We start from the raw sequence: 19,227 nt of genomic DNA, 5'->3' as shown, positions 1-19,227 counted from the left end.
GGCGGGCCGGTTTTCGGCGACGGCGGGCATGTTTCCGGTGGCCCGGGAAAGTAGGCGCAATGACGACCGAAGGCCATCCGGCACAGGTGTTGGGCAAGGGGCAGATCCGCCTGCTGATGTTCGGTCTGATGACCGGGATGCTGCTGGCCGCACTCGACCAGACCATCGTCGGGACCGCCCTGCCGACCATCGTCGGCGAACTGGGCGGCATCAGCCACTACTCGTGGGTCGTGACGGCGTACCTGCTCGCCTCGACCGCCTCGACCCCGCTCTACGGCAAGATGGCCGACCTGTACGGGCGCCGCCCGGTGTTCCTCTTCTCCATCGGGACGTTCCTGGTCGGTTCGCTGCTGGCCGGGCTGTCCCAGGACATGACGCAGCTGATCATCACTCGTGGGGTGCAGGGCGTCGGCGCGGGCGGCCTGATCACCCTGGCCTTCACCATCATCTCGGACGTGGTCTCGCCCCGGGAGCGGGGCCGGTACCAGGGTGTCTTCGGTGCGGTGTTCGGGATCGCCTCGGTGGCCGGGCCGCTGGTCGGCGGCTACTTCGCCGAGACCAACTGGCGCTGGATCTTCTACATCAACGTGCCGCTGGCGATCCTGGCCATCGTGGTCTGCTCGCGGGTGATGCGGTCGGTGCCGTTCACCCGCCGCGACCACGCGATCGACTGGCTCGGCGCGATGCTGCTGGTCGCCGGGGTGAGCTGCCTGCTGCTCGCGTTGAGTTGGGGCGGCAACACCTACCCCTGGGGCTCCGGGGTGGTCATCGGGCTGCTCGCCGCCGGAGCGGTGCTGGGGGTGCTCTTCGTGCTCCAGGAGCGCCGGGTAGCCGAACCGATCCTGCCGCTGCGTCTGTTCCGCAGCCTGACCTTCGCCCTGGCCAACAGCGCCGGTTTCGTGCTCGGTCTGGTGATGTTCGGGTCGATCATCTTCATCCCGCTCTACCTTCAGATCGTCAAGGGCGCCTCACCGACTCGCAGCGGTCTGCTGATGCTGCCGATGATGGCCGGCATCATCGTGACCTCCGTGCTCACCGGACGGGCGATGAGCCGCATCGGCCGCTACAAATGGTTCCCGGTGACCGGATCGGCCGTGCTGTTGGTCGGGATGCTGCTGTTCACCCGGTTGCGGGTGGACACCTCGCTCTGGATGGCGTTCGCGTTCATGGCGGTGATCGGCGTCGGGCTGGGGCTGTGCATGCAGTCGCTCGTCCTCGCCGTGCAGAACGCGGTCTCGATGCGGGATCTGGGCGCCGCCACCTCGTCGGCGACCTTCTTCCGGTCGCTCGGCGGGTCCTTCGGGGTGGCGATCCTCGGCGCGGTGCTCTCCTCGCGGCTCGCCGCCGAGATGGCCGACCGGCTGCCGGGCGCCGTCGCCCAGCTGACCCCGGAGCAACGCGCCACCACGGGTGCCACCGGCGGCGCGGGTGTCTCGGTCAACGACCCGGCGACCATCCTGGCCCTGCCGGCCCCGGTGCGCGCCGCCGTCCAGGCGGCCTTCGTCGAGTCGCTGCACCTGGTCTTCCTGACCACCGGACTGATCGCGATCGTGGCGGTGCTGGTCACCCTGGCCCTGCCGAACGAGACGCTGCGCGGTGCCGGTCCGCAGGGCGCCACCGGCGGCACCGACGGTCTCGGCGGCGAGGCGCCCGCGCCCGGCGGCAAGCCGCTCGACCGCGAGTCGAAGCCGGAGGCCGCCGCCGAGATGGAGGCCAGGTCCCAGACGATGCTCTGACGGACCGGCCGGCTCACTTCAGGATCAGGCGGTTGGTCTGTTCGAAGACGTCCAGGTCGGCCAGGGTCTCCGGAACGCTGCCGGAGAGCGGTTGCGGCATCGCGTCGCGGTGGAAGAAGCCGGCGTCGATGGTCTCGTCGGTGACCCGGGCCAGCCGGCCGTCCCACTCCTCGACCCGGAACGCCGTGGTGAAGATCTGGTACGTGTGGCCGTACATGTTGGTGTGGGTGCGGTCCGGGCCGGTGTAGAGCGCGAAGGCGCTCACCCGCAGGGCCCGTAACCCGGTCTCCTCGCGCACCTCCCGCACGGCGCAGTCGGCGATCGACTCGCCCAGTTCCATCGCACCGGCGGGCATCGCCCACTGCCCGTTGTCCGAGCGGCGGATCAGCAGGATGCGCGCCGAGTTGTCGCGGACCACGGCCCGCGCGCCGACGAACATCAGCGTCCGGTTGCCGGCCAGGGCACGCAGCTGCCCGACGTACGAGTCGGCCCAGGAGATGCTCACCCGGACAATTTACGGGGGTTCCCAACGTGTGACCGGCGACACTAACTTGTTACCCATGCGTAGCACGATGATGGACGCCCCCCTCCAGGTCTCCCGGATCCTCGAACACGGCGCCACCGTGCACGGCACGGCCGAGGTGGTGACGTGGACCGGCGCCGAGTCGCGCCGCAGCACGTACGCCCAGGTCGGGCGGGACGCCGCCCGACTCGCGCACGCGCTGCGCGCCGAGTGCGGGGTGACCGGCGACGAGCGGGTCGCCACGTTCATGTGGAACAACACCGAGCACCTGGTGGCGTACTTCGCGGTGCCCAGCATGGGTGCGGTGCTGCACACGCTGAACATCCGACTCTTCCCCGACCAGGTCACCTACATCGCCAACCACGCCGAGGACCGGGTGGTGCTGGTCGACTCGACGCTGATCCCGCTGCTGGCGAAGTCCATCGGCGGGATGACCAGCGTGCGGCACGTGGTGGTGGTCGGCGGCGGGGATCCCGCCCCACTGGTGGCCGCGGCCGGCGACCGGATCGCCGTACACCGCTGGGACGCGTTGCTGGCCGATCGGCCGGAGGCGTACGACTGGCCCGAGGTGGACGAGCGCGACGCCGCCGCGCTCTGCTACACCTCCGGCACCACCGGCAACCCCAAGGGGGTGGCCTACTCGCACCGCTCGATCTACCTGCACTCGTTGCAGATCTGCATGCCGGAGGGCTTCGGGCTCGGGCCGACCGATCGCGAGCTGGCCATCGTGCCGATGTTCCACGCGATGTCGTGGGGCCTGCCGTTCGCGGCCTTCCTCTCCGGCGCCTCCCTGGTGATGCCGGACCGCTTCCTCCAGGCCGCCCCGATCGCCGAGATGATCGCCGCCGAACGGCCGACCCTGGCCGGCGCGGTGCCGACCATCTGGACCGACCTGTTGGCCTACCTGGACGGCCACGAGGTGGACACCTCCTCGCTGACGGAGGTGATCGTCGGTGGCTCGGCCTGCCCGCCGTCGCTGATGCACGCCTTCGACGAGCGGCACGGCGTCAACGTGATCCACGCCTGGGGGATGACCGAGATGTCGCCGCTGGGCTCGGTGGCCCGCCCGCCGGCCGGCGCGACCGGTGCGGACGCCTGGCGTTACCGGTACACGCAGGGGCGGGTGCCGGCCGGGGTGCGGGCCCGCGTCGTGGGCCCGGCGGGGAGCCGCTGCCCGCCGACGGAGCCTCCGTCGGCGAACTGGAGGTCCGCGGGCCGTGGGTCACCGCCCGGTACGTCGGTGACGACGCCCCGGATCCGGAGAAGTTCCGCGACGGCTGGCTGCGCACCGGTGACGTGGGCACCCTGTCGGCGGACGGTTACCTGACCCTGACCGACCGGGCCAAGGACGTGATCAAGTCGGGCGGTGAGTGGATCTCCTCGGTGGAGTTGGAGAACGCGTTGATGGCCCATCCGGCGGTGCTGGAGGCCTGCGTGGTGGGCGTACCGGACCAGCGCTGGGACGAGCGGCCGCTGGCCACGGTGGTGCTTCGCGAGGGTGCGTCGGCCACCCCGGAGGAGTTGCGCGAGTTCCTGGCCGGGTCGGTGGCCCGCTGGCAGTTGCCGGAGCGGTGGGCGTTCGTCGACGTGGTGCCGAAGACCAGCGTCGGCAAGTTCGACAAGAAGGTGGTGCGCGCCCGGTACGCCGACGGCGACCTGAATGTGCGGGAACTGGCCACGCCGTAACGCTTTTCGGCGCATCATCGCCGTTAGGAGTAGCGGCCTCGCACAGACCTCTCTCCGGTGGGCGGCCCCGGCGTTCGCACCGCGCCGGGGCCGCCCGTTCCTTGCGGGGCGACCCGCAATGCCAGTATTGCGAATGTTGTTCGCCTCTGTCCGGTGGATGGAGAAAACAGCCTGATCCGGCCCGCTACCCGTCGGTGCTGACCAGCACCTTCCCCACCACGGAATCCTCCACCGCCCGGTGCGCGGCGACGGTCGCCGACAGCGGATAACGGTGCAGCGGCAGGCCGGCCTCCTCACCCACCCGGACACCGCCCTGCGCGGCGGCTGCCGCGACGTCCACCACCGCCTGCGCCTTCGCCGCCTTCGGCATCGTGTACACCAGCACGAACTGCCAGCGGGCGTTGGGCGCCATCAGGGGGCGGACCGGCAGCGTCACCTCGTCGCCGCCGTCGTCGGCGTAGACGCAGACCACCCCGCCGGTGCGCAGCAGCCGGACGTCGGTAGCCGCGTTACGGGCGGGGGACACCTCCACGATGCCGTGGACCCCGTCGGGCGCGACCTTGCGGACCTCCTCCACCACGTCCTGCTCCCGATAGTTGATCACCACGGAGGCGCCGGCCGCCGCGGCCAACTGGGCCTTCTCCGCGCTGCTCACCGTGGCTATCACGCAGGCGTCGGCCCACGCCGCCAGCTGGATCGCCGCATTGCCCACCGCACCGGCGCCGCCCTGCACCAGCACCGTGTGATCGCTCAACGCACCCGGGCGCAGGCTGTCGGGCAGGTACTCCCCGGCGGTCAGGCACCGGTGCGCGGTCAGGAACGGGATGCCCAGGCAGGCGCCCAACTCGAAGGAGGCGTCGCCGAGGCGTACCGCCTGGCGGACCGGCACCACGCTGTACTCGGCGGCGGTGCCCCACGGTCGTTGCCAGGCAGCCTCCCAGAGCCACACCCGCTCGCCGATCAGCTCCCGGTCGACCCCCTCGCCGACCGCCTCGACCACCCCGGCGCCGTCCTGGCCGGGCGTCTGCCAGCCGGCCGGCAACGCCCCCTGCCGGCGTGCCTTCCAATCCGTCGGGTTCACCCCGGACACCGCGACCCGCACCAGCGCCTCACCCCTACCGGGTTCCGGCACCGGTCGATCGACCAACTGGAGCACCGAGGGATCACCGGCGCGCTCGTACACGATCGCCTTCATGCCACCGACCGTAGGCGCGTCACGGACCACCCGGTGGCGGTTCAGGCGAGCCGGTCCACGACCTCCGGGGTCAGCTCGTCGATCGAGCCCAGCACCGTCGCCACCAGCCGCTCCGCGTCCGGATCCAGCGGGTACGACCCGTGCGGGACCGCCACCACGGCCATCCCGGCGGCGGCCGCGGACCGGACCCCGTTGGAGGAGTCCTCCACCGCCACGCAACGCGCCGGGTCGACGCCGAGCCGCCGCGCGACGGTCAGGTAGACGTCCGGCGCCGGCTTGCCGCGCGCGGTCTCCTCGGTGGACAGCGTGGTGCGGAACGTGCCGGTCAGCTCGGTGGCGGCGAGCGCCGCCGTGATCAACCGGGTCGGCGACGAACTGGCCAGCCCCAGCGGCCACCGCGCGGCCAGCCGGCGCACCACCTCGACCGCACCGTCGATCACCGGTACGCGGGCCGCGTACCGCCGGGTCATCTCCTCGACCACCTCGGCGGCGACCTGCTCGGCGGTGCGCCGCACCCCCAGCTCGGCGCTGAGGTATCCGGCCCACTCTCCGGTGCTCATCCCCATCAGCCGGCGCTGGGTGTCGGCCTGCCAGGTGCCGCCGTGATCGGCCACGTACGCCCGGCGAACCTCCTCCCAGACCGGCTCGGAATCCACGATCACGCCGTCAAGGTCAAAAACCACCGCATCCACCGCCACACCCCCATCCTCGCGCACCCTCGGGATCCGCAGAGAATCAGCCGCCAACCTCTTGGTCAACTTTGCAGGGGCGGGAGGCCGATCGGGCTGCCCTGCGGGATGACCGTGTGGGCGGCGCGGGCGATCGGGTCGAGCAACTCCCGCAGCCGCTGGGTCCGGTCCGCCCCAGCGCCCGCCAGGGCCGGGCGGCAGCGGCGTCGGTGGCATCCTCGACCGCCCGGAAACCGGCCCGCCCGCGCTCGGTCGGCTCGCCGTCCGCGCCCAGCCAGCCCCGGACGGTCAGCCGCTCGCGCGCCTGCGCCCACTCCTGTTCCGACCAGCCCCGGCCCAACAGGTTCGCCGGCGCCATGTCGACCGCGACCCGCCAGGCCAGCGTCTCCACCGGGTCGAGATCGGCAGCGACCAGCGCCGCGATGTGCCCGTCCCCGCGATGCTCGCGCAGCGTGGTGGCGGTCTGCCAGAGCCGGGCGAGCGGATAGTCGCCGCGCGGCAGGGCCGCGTTGGCCGCGCCGAGCACCCGGCCGGCCGTCCCGATCCCCTCGGCGGCGGCCTCCAACAGCTCGGCCGCCTCCGCGAGGTGTCGCTCGGGCAGCTCGTAGGTCAGCTCGGCGAGCGCCTGCACCGCCCCGGTCAGCCGGGACCGCAGCGCCTCCTCCGGGCTGGCCAGCTGCCACACCGCCGGCAGGGCCCGGCTCACCATGTGCGGGGCGAAACTGTAGAAGGCGGCGACCACCGGAGCGGGACCGGTCGGCCCGAGCGGTGCGGCCCGGCCGGCGAAGTAGCCCCGCCAGTAGCCGCGCAGCCCGGCCGCCTCGTACGCGGCCCGGGCACGCGGGTGGAAGTAGGTGACGGCGTGCACCGGCTCGTAGTGTGTCCACATCAACCGAGCGGTCCGCTCGTCGGTGTCCAGCGCCGTCACGCCCGCCTCCTGCTTACCCCCGTCGGCGTCCCGGGCGTCTTGTCCGGGACGCTGCCGAACCTACTGCCGGCCGGTGACCGGGCGGAAGCCATCTGTGGTCAACGGCATCGATGTTCCGCGAACGCGGCTCCGCCCGCGGCTCACTGGGCGGCGAGGACGTCCACCACGAAGCGCAGCGGGCCACCCGGCCGGCCACCCTCGCCGTCGCCGTACGCGTCCTCGGCCGGGATGTCGAGCTGCACCCGACTGCCCACGGTCACCCCGACCAGACCCTTGTCCCAACCCGGGATGACCTGCCCGACCCCGATCGGGAAGGTGGCCGGCTCGCCCCGCTCCCAGGAGGAGTCGAACTCCTCGCCGTTCTCGAAGAACACCCCGACGTAGTTGGTGGTGATCGACTGGCCGGCCTCGACCTTCGGCCCGGTGCCCTCGATCAGGGTGGTCACGGTGAGCTTGGTCAGCTCGCCCTCGCCCGCGGCGACGGTCGGCTTGCTGCCCAGCGCCGGGTCGGCGCCCTCGGGCAACTGCGGTGCGGGCGGCGCACCCGGGTCGGCCGGGGCCTCCGCGGAGTTGGACGGTGTGCCGGCGGCCTGCTTGGGAGCGTCCTCGCCACCCCGGCCGACGATCACGAAGACCGTGATCAGCACCGCCACCACGGCGACGCCGGCGAACGCGCCGGCCCAGGCCTGTCGGCGACGCTTGGCCTCGGCCGCCTTCTGGGCGGCCAACTGCTCGGCCAGCCGCCGCCGTGCCTTGGTCTCCTGCTCGCTCACGTCCTCGACTCCCTGCTGAGAGGTGTGGGGTGGGTCCGGCCATGGGAAGCCGCCGCCGACACGGTACCTGGTGCCGGACGCACTTCCGACCATCGATGGCCCCACCGCCGGGAACGGCGGCGTCGATCATGGAGTTCGGGTCGTCCCCGAAAACGCCCAAAGGGCGCATTCGGGCGACCAAAAGTGCATGATCGGCGAAAGTCAGGCGGACCTGCGCGGGGTGGTCTTCTTGGCGGTCTTGGTGGCCTTCTTCTCCGCAGTCTTCTCGGCGGTCTTCTTCGCGGCGGTCTTCTTCGCGGGGGTCTTCTTCGCGGGGGCCTTCTTGGCCGGAGCCCTGGCCGCCTTCTTCGCCGCCCCCTTCTGCTGGGCCGAGCGCGCCGACGAGATCGGGGTCGGCTCGGCGCCACCACCGGTCGCCGCCTCACCCCGAGCCGCCCGCGCCCGCTCCACGGACGCCTTGAGCGCGGCCATCAGGTCCACCGCAGCGGCCGGAGCCTCCTCGACCTCCTCCGGCTGGACCACCTCGCGGCCCTCCACCTTCGCGTCGATGACCTCCTGCAACGCCGCCCGGTAGTCGTCGGTGAACTCGTCCGGGTGGAATTCCCCGGCCATCGAGTCGATCAGGGAGGTGGCCATGGCCAGTTCCGGCGGCCGGACCTTCAGGTCCTCGTCGAGGAAGCCGAAGTCCGGCTTCCGGATCTCGTCCGGCCAGAGCATGGTGTTCAGCAGCAGCACGCCCTCGCGGACCCGCAGCGTGGCCAGCTGCTCCCGCTGGCGCAGCGCCACCTTGACGATCGCCACCCGCTCCGAGTCGGTCAGCGCGTCCCGGAGCAGCAGGTACGGTTTGGTCGCCGTCCCCTCCGGCTCCAGGAAGTACGCCTTGTTGTAGAGGATCGGGTCGACCTGTTCGGCCGGGACGAACTCCAGCACGTCGATCGCGTGGGACGTGGTCAACGGCAGGTCGGCGAAGTCCTCGTCGGTCAGGATCACCATTTCCCCGCCGCCGATGTCGTAGCCCTTGGCGATGTCGTCGTAGCTGACCTCCTCGCCGCAGACCTGGCAGGTGCGCTTGTACCGGATCCGCCCACCGTCTTCCCGGTGCACCTGATGGAACCGGATGTCCTTTTCCTCGGTCGCCGAGTACAGCTTGACCCCGATCGAGACCAGCCCGAACGACACGGCTCCCTTCCAGATGGCTCGCATCCCGCGCTCCCTTCCCCGGTATCGACCATGCTCGCATCACCGCGATCCGGACGCGAGGTGTTCGGCCTGCTACTACAGTCGGCTCGTGTCCGGCGCGCCGCTCAAGCCGATGCTCGCGATGACCGGGCCGCTCCCGGCCGGTGCCGGCTGGGCGTACGAGTTCAAGTGGGACGGGGTACGCGCGCTGGCCGACATCGCCGCCGGACGGCAACGCCTGTTCGCCCGCTCCGGCGTCGAGATCACCACCGCGTATCCCGAGTTGATTCCGCTCGGCGAGCAGGTCGACGACGCGCTGCTCGACGGCGAGGTGGTCCTCTTCGACCAGGCCGGGCGGCCGTCCTTCACCGCCCTGGCCGAGCGGATGCACGTGCGGAACCCGGTGAAGGCGGCCCGGCTGGCGGCCACCGTCCCGGTCACGTACATGATCTTCGACGTGTTGCGGCTGCGTGGCGAGGACCTCACCGGCTGGCCGTACGCCCGGCGTCGGGAGGCCCTCGACGCCCTCGGGCTGGGCGCGGCGCGGTGGGCGGTGCCCCCGGTCTTCTTCGACGGCCCGGCCACCTACTCGGCCGCCGGCGAACACGGCCTCGAAGGGGTGCTGGCCAAGCGGGTCGAGTCGGCCTACCGGCCCGGGGTGCGCTCACCGGACTGGGTGAAGGTCAAGCTGGAGGTGACGGGTGACTTCGTGGTCGGTGGCTGGCGGCCCGGTGCGCGGAAGATCGGCGGGCTGCTGGTCGGGGTGCCCGGCGCCGGCGGGCGGCTCGTCTACCGGGGGCGGGTCGGCGGCGGGATCGGCGCCGCTCTCGAACGGGAGCTGCTGCGCGAGCTGGAACCGCTGCGCGCCACCACCTCGCCGTTTGGTGGCGACGTGCCCCGCGAGGATGCCCGGGGCGCCATCTGGGTAACCCCCCGCGTGGTGGTGGAGGTCAAGTACGGCCAGCGCACCCCCGACGGGCGACTGCGGTTCCCCCGGATCCTGCGGGTCCGGCCGGACAAACCGGCCGAGGAGGTCGACGATGCCAGCTGACCGGTTCCCGGTGGAGGTTCAGGGCCGCACGCTCGAACTGTCCAACCTCGACAAGGTGCTCTACCCGGCGGCCGGCTTCACCAAGGGCGAGGTGATCGACTACTACACCCGGGTCGCGCCGGTGCTGCTGCCGCACCTGCAAGACCGGGCGCTCACCCGGATCCGCTACCCCAACGGCGTGGCGGGCAACTCGTTCTTCGAGAAGAACGCTCCCGCCGCCACCCCGTCCTGGGTGCGCGTCGAGACGCTGCCCGCGCCCGGCTCCACCAAGGGCCGGGAGACCATCGACTACGTGGTCGCCGACGACCTGCCCACCCTGGTCTGGCTGGCCAACCTGGCCGCCCTGGAACTGCACACCCCGCAGTGGAAGATCGGTGCGCACCCGGACCTGATGGTGGTCGACCTGGACCCGGGGCCGCCGGCCACCCTGCGGCAGTGCTGCGAGGTGGCGTTGCCTCTGCGTGACCGGCTCGCCGCCGACGGCGTGGACGCCTACCCGAAGACCTCCGGCAAGAAGGGCATGCAGCTCTGCTGCCCGATCTCCGGCGACCGACCCGCCGACGAGGTGTCGGCGTACGCACGACGGATCGCCCAGGAACTCGAACGCGAACACCCGAAGCTGATCGTGTCGAAGATGGCGAAGAACCTGCGACCCGGCAAGGTGTTCATCGACTGGAGCCAGAACAACGCGGCGAAGACGACGGTGGCGCCGTACTCGCTGCGCGCCGAGCAGATCCCGTCGGTGTCGACGCCGCTGACCTGGGACGAGGTCGAGGCTGGCGCGGCGGGGCAGCGGCCGTCGGCCCGGCCGTACCCGGCCGGCGAGGTGCTCGACCGGATCGAACAGCACGGCGACCTGCTCGCCCCGCTGCTCCACGGCGGCCCCCCACTCCCGGTGTAAGGAAGGGCACCCGGTTGACGCCTGCGGTAGCGGAAGGGCCCCCGCCCGGTGAGCCCGGACCAGCGCGCCGAGACGGCAGGTCGGGATGGACAGGTCCGGGCAGCAGGAGTAGGACCTACCGTATGCATTCTGCCGCGCCCGTGCTGTCCTTCGTCGGCCTCGCCGGGCGGGACCAGCCGCTGCTGACCTATCTTGACCATCGGACCGGGCATCGTCAGCAGTTGACCGCCGCCGAGTTGGGCGGGTGGTCGGCGCGGGCCGCCGGCCTGCTGCGCGACGGGTGTGGGCTGGTGCCGGGCAGCCGGGTGGCGGTGCTGTTGCCGCCGCACTGGCGTACCGCCGCGGTGCTGCTCGGTGCCTGGTCGGTCGGGATGGCGGTGTCGTTCCGGCCGCGCGCCACCGCCGGGCTGCCGGTGCTGGAGCCGGGCGGCGACCGGCCGTACGACGCGGTCCTGGTCACCCCGGAGCGGCTCGACGACTGGCTGGAGGACGTGCCGGACGGGCTGCACCGCTACCTCGTCGGCACCGGATCGCAGCCGTTGGCCGACGTGCCGGCCGGCTGGCTCGACTGGTCGGTGGAAGTGCTGCGGCACGCCGTCGCCCCGAGCGACCGACCCGTGCTGCACACAAACGACGCGGCCAGCCCGGACGGCACCAGCTACGCCGAATGGGGTTCGATCGCCAGGGCGGTGGCCGAGCAGCTCGACCTGCGGGTCGGTGACCGGCTGCTGGTCGACGTCGCCGAGCATGACCAGCCGCTGAAGTGGCTGCTCGCCCCGCTGTCGGCCGGGGCCTCCGTGGTGCTCTGTGCCAACCTCGACCCGGCGGAGCGGGACGCGGTGATCGCCGCCGAACAGGTGACGCGAGTCCTCTGAGATCGACTCCGAGGCCGGCCGGTCCCGCCCGAGCGGCACCAGCCCTCAATCCGCCCGGCTCTCAACTGCCCTCAGGGCGGGTGTTGGCGGACGAGTACGACGTCTCGCAGTCCACGATCAGCCGGGCCGTGGCTCGGCTGCGACAGCAGGGTGTGCTGGTTGGCCGCCCGGGGCGCGGAGTCTTCGTCACTGAGTCCAACCGCCACTGACCTCTTCGTCAACGTTCTCTGCGAGAAGTGCTCGTGCTGGGTGACCCCGGCGTCGCCGGCCCTCGGGGTGGGACATCCCGGGGCCGGCGACGCCGGTCAGTGGCTGGTCAGCGGCGGCCGAAGACCTTCGCGCTCGGGCCGAGGCGCAGCAGCACCGTCTCGCCGGTGGCGTCCTGCACGCCGTCGTTGTCGGTGACCGCGTACACCTGGCCGTTGCCGGCCACGGTCAACCCCTCCAGCTTCTCCTGGGTCCAGCCGTTGGCGGCGCGCAGCGCCGGCAGGACGTCCAGGGCGAGCCGCTTCGGCAGTACCCGCAGCGGGCCGGGCGTGGCCGGGCCGGCCGGCAGCCGCACCGTGTAGATCCGCTTGATCCTGGCGGCCGGACCGTTCAGCTTGTCCCGCTCGATCAGCGCGAGCCGGTTGCCGACCACGGTTATCTCGGAGAGCCCGATCCAGTCACCAGCGACGCTGGTCCGCTCCAACCGGTACCCGAACCAGCTCCACGAGCCGGCGGCCACGTCGTACCGGCCGATCCGGACCACGCCCGCCGGGTCGGTGGCGGCCTCGCGCTGGAGCACCGCCCAGACGATCTCCCGGCCGCGCCTGTCGGTGGTCGCGGTGACCCCCTCGAAGCCCTGCTTGCCGAGGCCGGCGGCGACGTCGGCGGGCAGCGGCACGACCTGCCGGGTCACCCCGGCGGCGTCCAGCCGGACCAGCCTGTTCTCCGGGCCGCTGGCACCCTCGACCGCCAGCCAGTAGCCGCCCTGCGGACGGGCGAAGATCCCCTCCGCGTCGTAGCCGACCGGCTCGCCCCGCTCGTCGCGGACCGGTAGCGACCTGGTGATCACCGCCGGGCTCTTGCGGGCGTCGACGGTGACGATCTGGGTCTTGGCGTACGCCGCGTCGGTCACGCTGTGCAGCAGATGCGGCTGCCTCGGGTCGGCCGAGAGGGCGCCGAGCGCACCCCAGGCGATCGGCGCGCCGGTGGCGTCCGGGCCGGAGACGATGCTCGGGAAGCCGGGCGTGTCCTTGCCGAGCTGATACAGCGTCACCGCGGCCCGGACGCCGACGTCGGCCTCGTCGGTCTCGCTGGAGACGGCGAGCAGCCCACGCGACGGGACGGGCAGCAGCCCCTCAGGCCCGTTGGTGGCCGGCAGCACCTGCCTGAACACCGGGGCGGTCGGCTTGCTCACATCGTAGACGGCGACGAAGTTGCTGCGCTCCGAGCCGACGAAGGCGTAGCGGGTGCCGCCGTACTCGGCGACGGCCAACCCCTCGGGCTCGCTGCCCTTGTTCTCCGACCGGCCCTCGTTGTGCAGGCCGTGCCGGACGGCCAGCCACTCGAAGCTGTTGCCGGCGTCCCAGGCGACCCGGCCGGTGCGGCTGTCGAAGACCGTCCAGCCCCGGGTGCCGCCCCGCCAGTCACCCTCGTTCGCGGTGGCCAGGTATCGGTCGTCGACCCAGACGATCGCGTCCGGCTCGCGCGGCACGCCGGTGATCGAGCCGGTCAGGTCGATGACATCGTCCTCGACCGTGTCGATCCGCTGCACCGTCGCGGTGCCGGCGTTGAACGCGCTGGTGATCCGGCCGGTGGGCAGGTCGATCAGGACGACGCCGTTGTTCTCCTGGAGGGTCACCGCCAGCTGGTTACGCCGGTTGATCGTGACGTACTCCGGCTCCGGGTCGGTGGGCTCGACGATCCCGGCCGCGACCAGGGACGGCAGCGCCCGGCCGCCGGGGTGGTCAGCGGCACGGTGCGCAGCGACCACCGGTGCGGACCGCCGCCGTGCAGGTCCACGAGCTGCACGAAGCCGGCCGGCGCCTGCGGCAGGTCGCCCTCCTCGGCGCCGGGCGGGGTGGCCTCCTCGTCCCGCTCGTTCTCGATGGCGATCGCGGCGTACCGCTGGTCGGCGCTGATCGCGATCGAGTCGGGCTGGCCGCTGAGGTCGATGCTGCGGACGCGCTTGCGGGTGCGCAGCTCGATCACGTCGAGGCGGCCCGACGGGTCGGTGTAGCCGGCGCTGGTGTTCACCACGACCAGGACGTACCGGCCGACCACCGCGACCGAGGTCGGCTCGTCCTCGGCGTCACCGAGCTGGGCCAGGGAGAGCGTGCCGAGCCCGCGCGGCTGGTCGGCCCGGGAGATGTCGAGGAAGCCGATCCGGCGGGCCGCCGCGTCGGTGTAGACCAGGGTGCGGCCGTCCTCGCTGACGTCGGAGATCTCGGCCACCGTCTCGGTGGCCGGGTCCTCGCCGGCGGGACGGTTCAGGAACACCGGGTAGGTGGCGGTGCGGTCGAAACTCTTCGCCGCCGGCTTTGCCGGGCCGTGGTGGTGGTGCTGGCCGGCGTGGGCCGTACCGGTGACGGCGAGGGCGGCGACGGTGGCGCCCGCCACCGCCAGTACGGGAATCGATCTCTTGCTGGTCACTGGTCCTCCGTCTGTGCAGGCACGGGACGGAGGCTGGCAGGCGTGATCGAGCACCGGCTGGCCTGATCGTTAACGCAGGCCGAACATGCCCAGGCGGGAGCGGGTGTGGCTACTCGACGGTTGGCAGCTTGGGACCGAGGACGTCGTCGGCGTCGACGATGGTGTACGCGTACCCCTGCTCGGCGAGGAAGCGCTGCCGGTGGGCGGCGTACTCGGTGTCGATGGTGTCCCGGGAGACGACGGTGTAGAAGTGCGCCTGCCGGCCGTCGGCCTTCGGCCGCAGCACCCGCCCGAGGCGCTGCGCCTCCTCCTGGCGGGAGCCGAACGTGCCGGAGACCTGGATCGCCACGGCCGCCTCGGGCAGGTCGATGGAAAAATTCCCGACCTTGGAAATCACCAGGGTGCGGATCTCCCCGGAGCGGAACGCGTCGAAAAGTCGCTCCCGCTCCTTGTTCGTGGTCGAGCCCTGCACGATCGGGGCGTCCAGATACTCGCCCAACTGGTGCAGCTGGTCGATATACGCGCCGATCACCAGCGTCTGCTCGTTCGGATGCCGATCGACCAGCGCTCTGATGACCGGAAGTTTGGTGCGGGCGGTGGCCGCCATCCGGTAGCGCTCCTCCGCCTCGGCGGTCGCGTACGACATCCGCTCCGCGTCGGTCAGGGTGACCCTGACCTCGGTGCACTCGGCCGGGGCGATCCAACCCTGCGACTCGATGTCCTTCCACGGCGCGTCGTACCGCTTCGGGCCGATCAGGCTGAACACGTCGCCCTCCCGGCCGTCCTCGCGGACCAGGGTGGCGGTCAGGCCGAGCCGGCGGCGGGCCTGTAGGTCGGCGGTGAACCGGAAGATCGGCGCGGGCAGCAGGTGCACCTCGTCGTAGACGACCAGGCCCCAGTCGCGGGCGCCGAACAGGTCCAGGTGGGTGAAGGCGCCGCCGCGCCGCGAGGTGAGCACCTGGTACGTGGCGATGGTGACCGGCCGGATCTCCTTGCGTTCGCCGGAGTACTCCCCGATCTCCTCCTCGGTCAGCGACGTCCGGGCGATCAGCTCCCGCTTCCACTGCCGGCCGGCGACCGTGTTGGTGACCAGGATCAGCGTGGTCGCCTTCGCCTCGGCCATCGCCGCCGCGCCGACCAGCGTCTTGCCGGCGCCGCAGGGCAGCACCACCACACCCGACCCGCCGGCCCAGAACGCCTCGACCGCCTCCCGCTGGTACGACCGCAGCGTCCACGGCTTGCGGCCGTCCTTGCCGGCCTCGGCCAGCTCGATCGGGTGTGCCTCGCCGTCGACGTATCCGGCCAGGTCCTCTGCCGGCCAGCCGAGCTTGAGCAGGGCCTGCTTGAGCCGCCCTCGCTCGGACGGGTGCACCGCGACGGTGTCGTCGTCGATCCGGTTGCCGAGCATCCCGGCGAGCTTCTTGCTCTTGGCCACCTCGACGAGCACCAGCCGGTCCAGGGCCCGCAGGACGAGACCGTGTGCCGGGTCGTTGGCGAGTTGGAGCCGGCCGTACCGGTCCATCGTCTCGGCCACGTCCACCAGCAGGGCGTGCGGCACCGGGTAGCGGGAGAACTTGAGCAGCGAGTCCACCACGGCCTCGGCGTCGTGCCCGGCGGCGCGGGCGTTCCACAAGCCGAGCGGTGTCAGCCGGTACGTGTGCACGTGCTCGGGGGAGCGCTCCAGCTCGGCGAACGGGGCGATGGCCATCCGACAGGCCTGCGCGTCGGGGTGGTCGATCTCCAGCAGCAGGGTCTTGTCCGACTGCACGATAAGCGGTCCACCACTCACGCGGAATCCTCTCCTCCGTACGGCTGATCCGGCCGCCACGGCAGGCAGGTGACCTGGCTCAGGGCGACCATCCAGTGTTGCACGCGCGGCTGAGTCGCAAGAAAGTGCGCACCACGCGCAACCCTCCCGGTACCGCCGAACGTCTAGCTGTAGGGGACGAGTTGTCGAGGGCGGCGGCCCGCGAGGTCGCGACCGGGCCGCCGCACCACCCTCGCGGTCGTCACGCCGGTCGGTGCCGGTGCGTGCGCGTTCGGTGCGCGGTGAGACGGGCCAGGAAGCGGGGGCCGTTCCGTTCATCGCGGACAGCCAACGGGGGCGAGCGGCGCGCCCGGGCCGCACCGGCACCCCCTCCGTCGTTTCGTCCCCCACCCGAGCGGGGTAACGACCGGGTCGGATCAGCACCCGACGGTGCTGGTCGGCGGCGCTCCGGGATGACACTCTTGACTTCGAGGGCCGGACCGTACGGGGGAGGGCACATGACCGTCGAACAGGAAGTGATCTCCGAGCGCGAGCGGGCAGGGTCGCCCGAACCGGTCTCCACCGCGACGGTGGTCGCGTACGCGGTCGTCGGCGTGATCCTCTTCGGCTGGTTCCTCTTCGGCTGGCTGGTGCTCCAGCAGGGCTTCGTCGACTCGGTCGGCGAGGCCCTCGGCACCGCGTTCGGGCTGCTGCTGGCGGTGGCGATCATCGGATCGGTGCGCCGCAGCCGGCGCTGAGCGGCGGTCACTTCTCCAGCACCGCCGCGGTGATCCGGTGCAGCGCGAAGGTGTGCAGCATCTCGGTCCGCTCGTCCTCCGCACGCAGGTACCCGGCGCCCAGCGACACCGGCCGCACCAGCCTCGACGCGGTCGCCCCGTGTGCGTCGACGTAGCCCACCCAGACCAGCGCCTTGTCGCGTACCGCCTGCTGCAACACGGCCAGGGCATCGCTGTGACCGTGCGCGGGCACCGGCCCGTCGGCCGCGGCGCCCCGCACCATCGCCGGCGCCCGTCGGGCCGCCCGCGCCGCCGCGTCACCCCGGCGGATCTGCTCCACCACGCCGAGCAGGCGTGGCAGGGGCAGGCGCGGCGTGGCGAGCGGGTCGAGCGCGCGGGTGGCCACCGACACGCGGGCCGGCGCCCGGCGGCTCTTCGGCCGGGTGAGCACCGTCGAGCCGGTGGCATCCTCGGCCACCGGGGCGTAGCCGGCCTCCCGCAGCACGCTCAGCATCCGGCCGGCCTGGTAGGGGGTCGCCAGCACCGTCGGCGCGAGCCGGCGCAACGCCAGTGCCTCCACCCGCCGGTCGGCCAGCACCTCGGCCAGCAGCGCCTCGTCGTCACTGCGCAGGTACGCCCCGGCGGAGCCGATCCGCAGCCCGCCGTGCTTGCGGGCCACGTCGTCGACCAGGTAGGTCAGCCCCTGCGGCACCGGCGTGCGGGACCGGCGCCGGAACAGCTCGTGCAGGTCGTCGGCGGAGTAGCCGGCATCCAGTGCCCGACGCACGCTGCTCGTGCTGACCCGGTGCACGCTGGCCCCACCGGCCGACTCCGGCTCGGCGAGCAACTCCAACTCGGCGGCGAGCGCCGGCTCGGGCGGCCCTGGTACCACCACGCTCAGATCCGCCTGCACGAGGAAGTGATCCACCGGCGCCGGCAGCAGGGTGTCCAGCGCCCGGACCGCGGTGCCCGCCTCGCCGTCCTCGGCGTCGGCCCGGAGCCCGAGCGGGTCGCCCGCGTCACGGTCCTCGGTCGCCGTCGCCTCGGCCAGCAGCAGCCGCCCGTACGAGGTGAGCGCCCCCAGCCCGGTCACGCCCAGCGTGGCCGCCTCACCGAGCACCTCCCGATGGGCCGCCTCCCGGCCGCGGCTGCGCCGGGGCGCCCGCCAGTCCAGCAGCGCCTGCACCTCGTCCGCGCTGGGCGCGTTGGCCGGTTCCAGGTCGGCGAGTACGCCGAGCACCGCCTGTCGGACGGCCGGCGCACCGGCCCGTTCCGCCTCGGCGGAGAGCACGGTGATCGGGCGGCCCCGGTCGTCGCGCCGGCCGACCAGACCGACCTGGCGGGTCATGGTCAGCCAGCCCCGGGCCAGCTGCTCCCAGCGTTGGGCCAGCGAACCGGCCCGCCACATCTCGTACCCGACGGTGGGTAACACCTGCTGGTCGGCGCCGTACCGGCCGGCGGTGCCGGGCAACTCCACCTCGCCGGTCAGCCCGGCCGCGTACGCCACCTCCAGCAGGAGCGCCGTCGTCGGTTCGTCCAGCCCGGTGGCGCGGGCCAACCGGCGCAGGTCACGCACGCCGAGACCACCCGAGCGCAGCACCGGAGCGGGATCGGCGGCCAGCTGCTCCAGCAGTGCCTCGGTGCGGCGTACCACCTCCATGGTCTGCCCGGCCCCGGCGGAGTCGGCGGCCTTCGGCTCGCATGGGGTGGCCGCCACCGGCGGTGGGCCGGTGCGGACCGGGCCCAACGGCCCGGTGTCGCGCCGCAGCAGCAGCCCCACCTCCCGGGGCAGCTCGACCATGCCGGCGCTGCCGCCCTTGCCACCGGCGACCCGCACCAGCAGCCGGTGGTCGATCAGCCAGCGGACCGGGGACCCGGTCGGTGCCCCGCCGTTGGTGTCGTCCGGCGGCAGGTCGTCGTCGGCGCCGACCGCGGGCGCATGCAACGCACCGGGCGGCACGCTACCGACCGGCGGGCCGGCCGCCAGCCGGTCCAGGATCGCCCGGGCCGACGGCGGCGCGGACAGCAGCGTCCGCCGTAGCTTCGCCGGGTCCGCGCAGAGCGCGGCCGTGCGTGGGTCCAGGTCCGTCGCCGGCCGGCCGAGTCCCGCCGGGTACGGCGAGATCTCGTCGATGCCACCGACGAGTCGCAGGGCATGATCGGGGCCGTACAGCAGGAGATGGGCGCGCAGCCGGTCGACGGCGGCCCGGACGGCGGTCGGTGCGGGAGGGTGCGGCCCGGTGGTGGCCAGCGCGAGGACCCCGTCGACCGTGGTGGTGCCGTCGGCCGGGTCACGGGTCAACCGCGCCGCGTCCATGATCTGGAGGGTGAACTGGTTCAGCCCGTCGAGCGCACGCGACACCGAGACGCGGGACTGGGCCCGGAGGGCGAGCGCGGCGACGTCGGCGGGGACCGGTACGACGAGGTCGGGCCGCAGCCGCAGGAGCGCGGCGAGGGACTCGTCGGGCAGCGACCGCAGGTGGTCGGCGAGTGAGGTGGTCATCGTCGTTCCACGCTAGCCCGGCAGGGGGCACTTGCGCCCCTCGGACGTACCGGCCGGTCCGGGTGGC

At 72.6% G+C, this 19,227-nt stretch carries 15 protein-coding genes and 2 pseudogenes; 7 read left to right on the top strand and 10 right to left on the bottom strand.

Annotated features, from left to right (window positions below; all coding sequences use genetic code 11):
• Positions 1 to 59: 59 nt before the first annotated feature.
• Positions 60 to 1,736 carry an MDR family MFS transporter gene (locus tag KIF24_RS27720; protein ID WP_221086532.1) on the top strand — a complete coding sequence of 559 codons (1,677 nt, stop codon included), beginning with the start codon at positions 60 to 62 and terminating at the stop codon, positions 1,734 to 1,736.
• Positions 1,737 to 1,749: 13 nt separating this feature from the next.
• Here KIF24_RS27720 and KIF24_RS27715 read toward each other — a convergent pair whose 3' ends face one another.
• Positions 1,750 to 2,241 (bottom strand): NUDIX domain-containing protein, encoded by a 492-nt coding sequence (locus KIF24_RS27715; RefSeq protein WP_221086531.1) that lies wholly within the window; start codon positions 2,239 to 2,241, stop codon positions 1,750 to 1,752.
• A gap of 55 nt (positions 2,242 to 2,296) precedes the next feature.
• Here KIF24_RS27715 and KIF24_RS27710 point away from each other — a divergent pair.
• Positions 2,297 to 3,945 (top strand): annotated as a pseudogene (locus KIF24_RS27710) (fatty acid--CoA ligase).
• 184 nt (positions 3,946 to 4,129) lie between these two features.
• On the opposite strand, the gene KIF24_RS27705 reads toward KIF24_RS27710, so the two are convergent.
• The 5 genes and pseudogenes from KIF24_RS27705 to ku all read right to left on the bottom strand — a co-directional run bounded on the left by KIF24_RS27705 (position 4,130) and on the right by ku (position 8,733).
• Positions 4,130 to 5,140: an NADPH:quinone reductase gene (locus tag KIF24_RS27705; protein WP_221086530.1), complete on the bottom strand. Its 1,011-nt coding sequence runs from the start codon at positions 5,138 to 5,140 to the stop codon at positions 4,130 to 4,132.
• Positions 5,141 to 5,181: 41 nt separating this feature from the next.
• Positions 5,182 to 5,832, bottom strand: a complete 651-nt coding sequence (locus KIF24_RS27700; protein WP_331461308.1) for an HAD family hydrolase — start codon at positions 5,830 to 5,832, stop codon at positions 5,182 to 5,184.
• A 62-nt stretch (positions 5,833 to 5,894) separates the two neighbouring features.
• Positions 5,895 to 6,718 (bottom strand): annotated as a pseudogene (locus KIF24_RS27695) (SCO6745 family protein).
• Positions 6,719 to 6,897: 179 nt separating this feature from the next.
• A complete protein-coding gene (locus KIF24_RS27690; protein ID WP_331461307.1) occupies positions 6,898 to 7,530 on the bottom strand; it encodes an FKBP-type peptidyl-prolyl cis-trans isomerase in 633 nt (210 codons plus the stop codon).
• A 201-nt stretch (positions 7,531 to 7,731) separates the two neighbouring features.
• Complete coding sequence (gene ku, locus KIF24_RS27685; RefSeq protein ID WP_221086527.1) at positions 7,732 to 8,733, bottom strand: non-homologous end joining protein Ku; 1,002 nt, start codon at positions 8,731 to 8,733, stop codon at positions 7,732 to 7,734.
• 85 nt (positions 8,734 to 8,818) lie between these two features.
• Between ku and ligD (KIF24_RS27680) the strand changes: the two genes are divergently transcribed.
• The 4 genes from ligD (KIF24_RS27680) (at position 8,819) to KIF24_RS27665 (ending at position 11,745) form a co-directional block, all read left to right on the top strand.
• Positions 8,819 to 9,760, top strand: coding sequence for a non-homologous end-joining DNA ligase (gene ligD, locus KIF24_RS27680; protein WP_221086526.1), 942 nt, complete (start codon positions 8,819 to 8,821; stop codon positions 9,758 to 9,760).
• Positions 9,750 to 10,661, top strand: a complete 912-nt coding sequence (ligD, locus tag KIF24_RS27675; RefSeq protein WP_221086525.1) for a non-homologous end-joining DNA ligase — start codon at positions 9,750 to 9,752, stop codon at positions 10,659 to 10,661. Before ligD (KIF24_RS27680) ends, ligD (KIF24_RS27675) begins: the two co-directional genes overlap by 11 nt.
• Positions 10,662 to 10,783: 122 nt before the next feature.
• A complete protein-coding gene (locus tag KIF24_RS27670) occupies positions 10,784 to 11,536 on the top strand; it encodes a TIGR03089 family protein (RefSeq protein ID WP_221086524.1) in 753 nt (250 codons plus the stop codon).
• On the top strand, positions 11,533 to 11,745 hold the full coding sequence (locus KIF24_RS27665; RefSeq protein ID WP_221087582.1) for a GntR family transcriptional regulator: 213 nt from the start codon (positions 11,533 to 11,535) through the stop codon (positions 11,743 to 11,745). The genes KIF24_RS27670 and KIF24_RS27665 overlap by 4 nt, the downstream gene beginning before the upstream one ends.
• A gap of 107 nt (positions 11,746 to 11,852) precedes the next feature.
• Here the strand turns inward: KIF24_RS27665 and KIF24_RS35235 are convergent, their stop codons facing one another.
• The 3 genes from KIF24_RS35235 to KIF24_RS27655 form a co-directional block, all read right to left on the bottom strand.
• Positions 11,853 to 13,235, bottom strand: a complete 1,383-nt coding sequence (locus KIF24_RS35235) for an esterase-like activity of phytase family protein (protein WP_407940019.1) — start codon at positions 13,233 to 13,235, stop codon at positions 11,853 to 11,855.
• Positions 13,236 to 13,378: 143 nt separating this feature from the next.
• A complete protein-coding gene (locus tag KIF24_RS33560) occupies positions 13,379 to 14,173 on the bottom strand; it encodes a hypothetical protein (RefSeq protein WP_230415940.1) in 795 nt (264 codons plus the stop codon).
• Between the two features lie 109 nt (positions 14,174 to 14,282).
• Positions 14,283 to 15,962: a DNA repair helicase XPB gene (locus tag KIF24_RS27655; protein ID WP_221086523.1), complete on the bottom strand. Its 1,680-nt coding sequence runs from the start codon at positions 15,960 to 15,962 to the stop codon at positions 14,283 to 14,285.
• Between the two features lie 476 nt (positions 15,963 to 16,438).
• On the opposite strand from KIF24_RS27655, the gene KIF24_RS27650 reads away from it, so the two are divergent.
• Positions 16,439 to 16,678 carry a hypothetical protein gene (locus tag KIF24_RS27650; RefSeq protein WP_221086522.1) on the top strand — a complete coding sequence of 80 codons (240 nt, stop codon included), beginning with the start codon at positions 16,439 to 16,441 and terminating at the stop codon, positions 16,676 to 16,678.
• Between the two features lie 7 nt (positions 16,679 to 16,685).
• Here the strand turns inward: KIF24_RS27650 and KIF24_RS27645 are convergent, their stop codons facing one another.
• On the bottom strand, positions 16,686 to 19,160 hold the full coding sequence (locus KIF24_RS27645; RefSeq protein ID WP_221086521.1) for a helicase-associated domain-containing protein: 2,475 nt from the start codon (positions 19,158 to 19,160) through the stop codon (positions 16,686 to 16,688).
• Positions 19,161 to 19,227: the final 67 nt, after the last annotated feature.

The sequence above is a fragment of the Micromonospora tarapacensis genome, from assembly GCF_019697375.1.
Classification (GTDB): Bacteria; Actinomycetota; Actinomycetes; order Mycobacteriales; family Micromonosporaceae; genus Micromonospora; species Micromonospora tarapacensis.
Note: the sequence above shows the minus strand (reverse complement) of the source record. Positions and strands in the feature narration are given on the sequence as shown.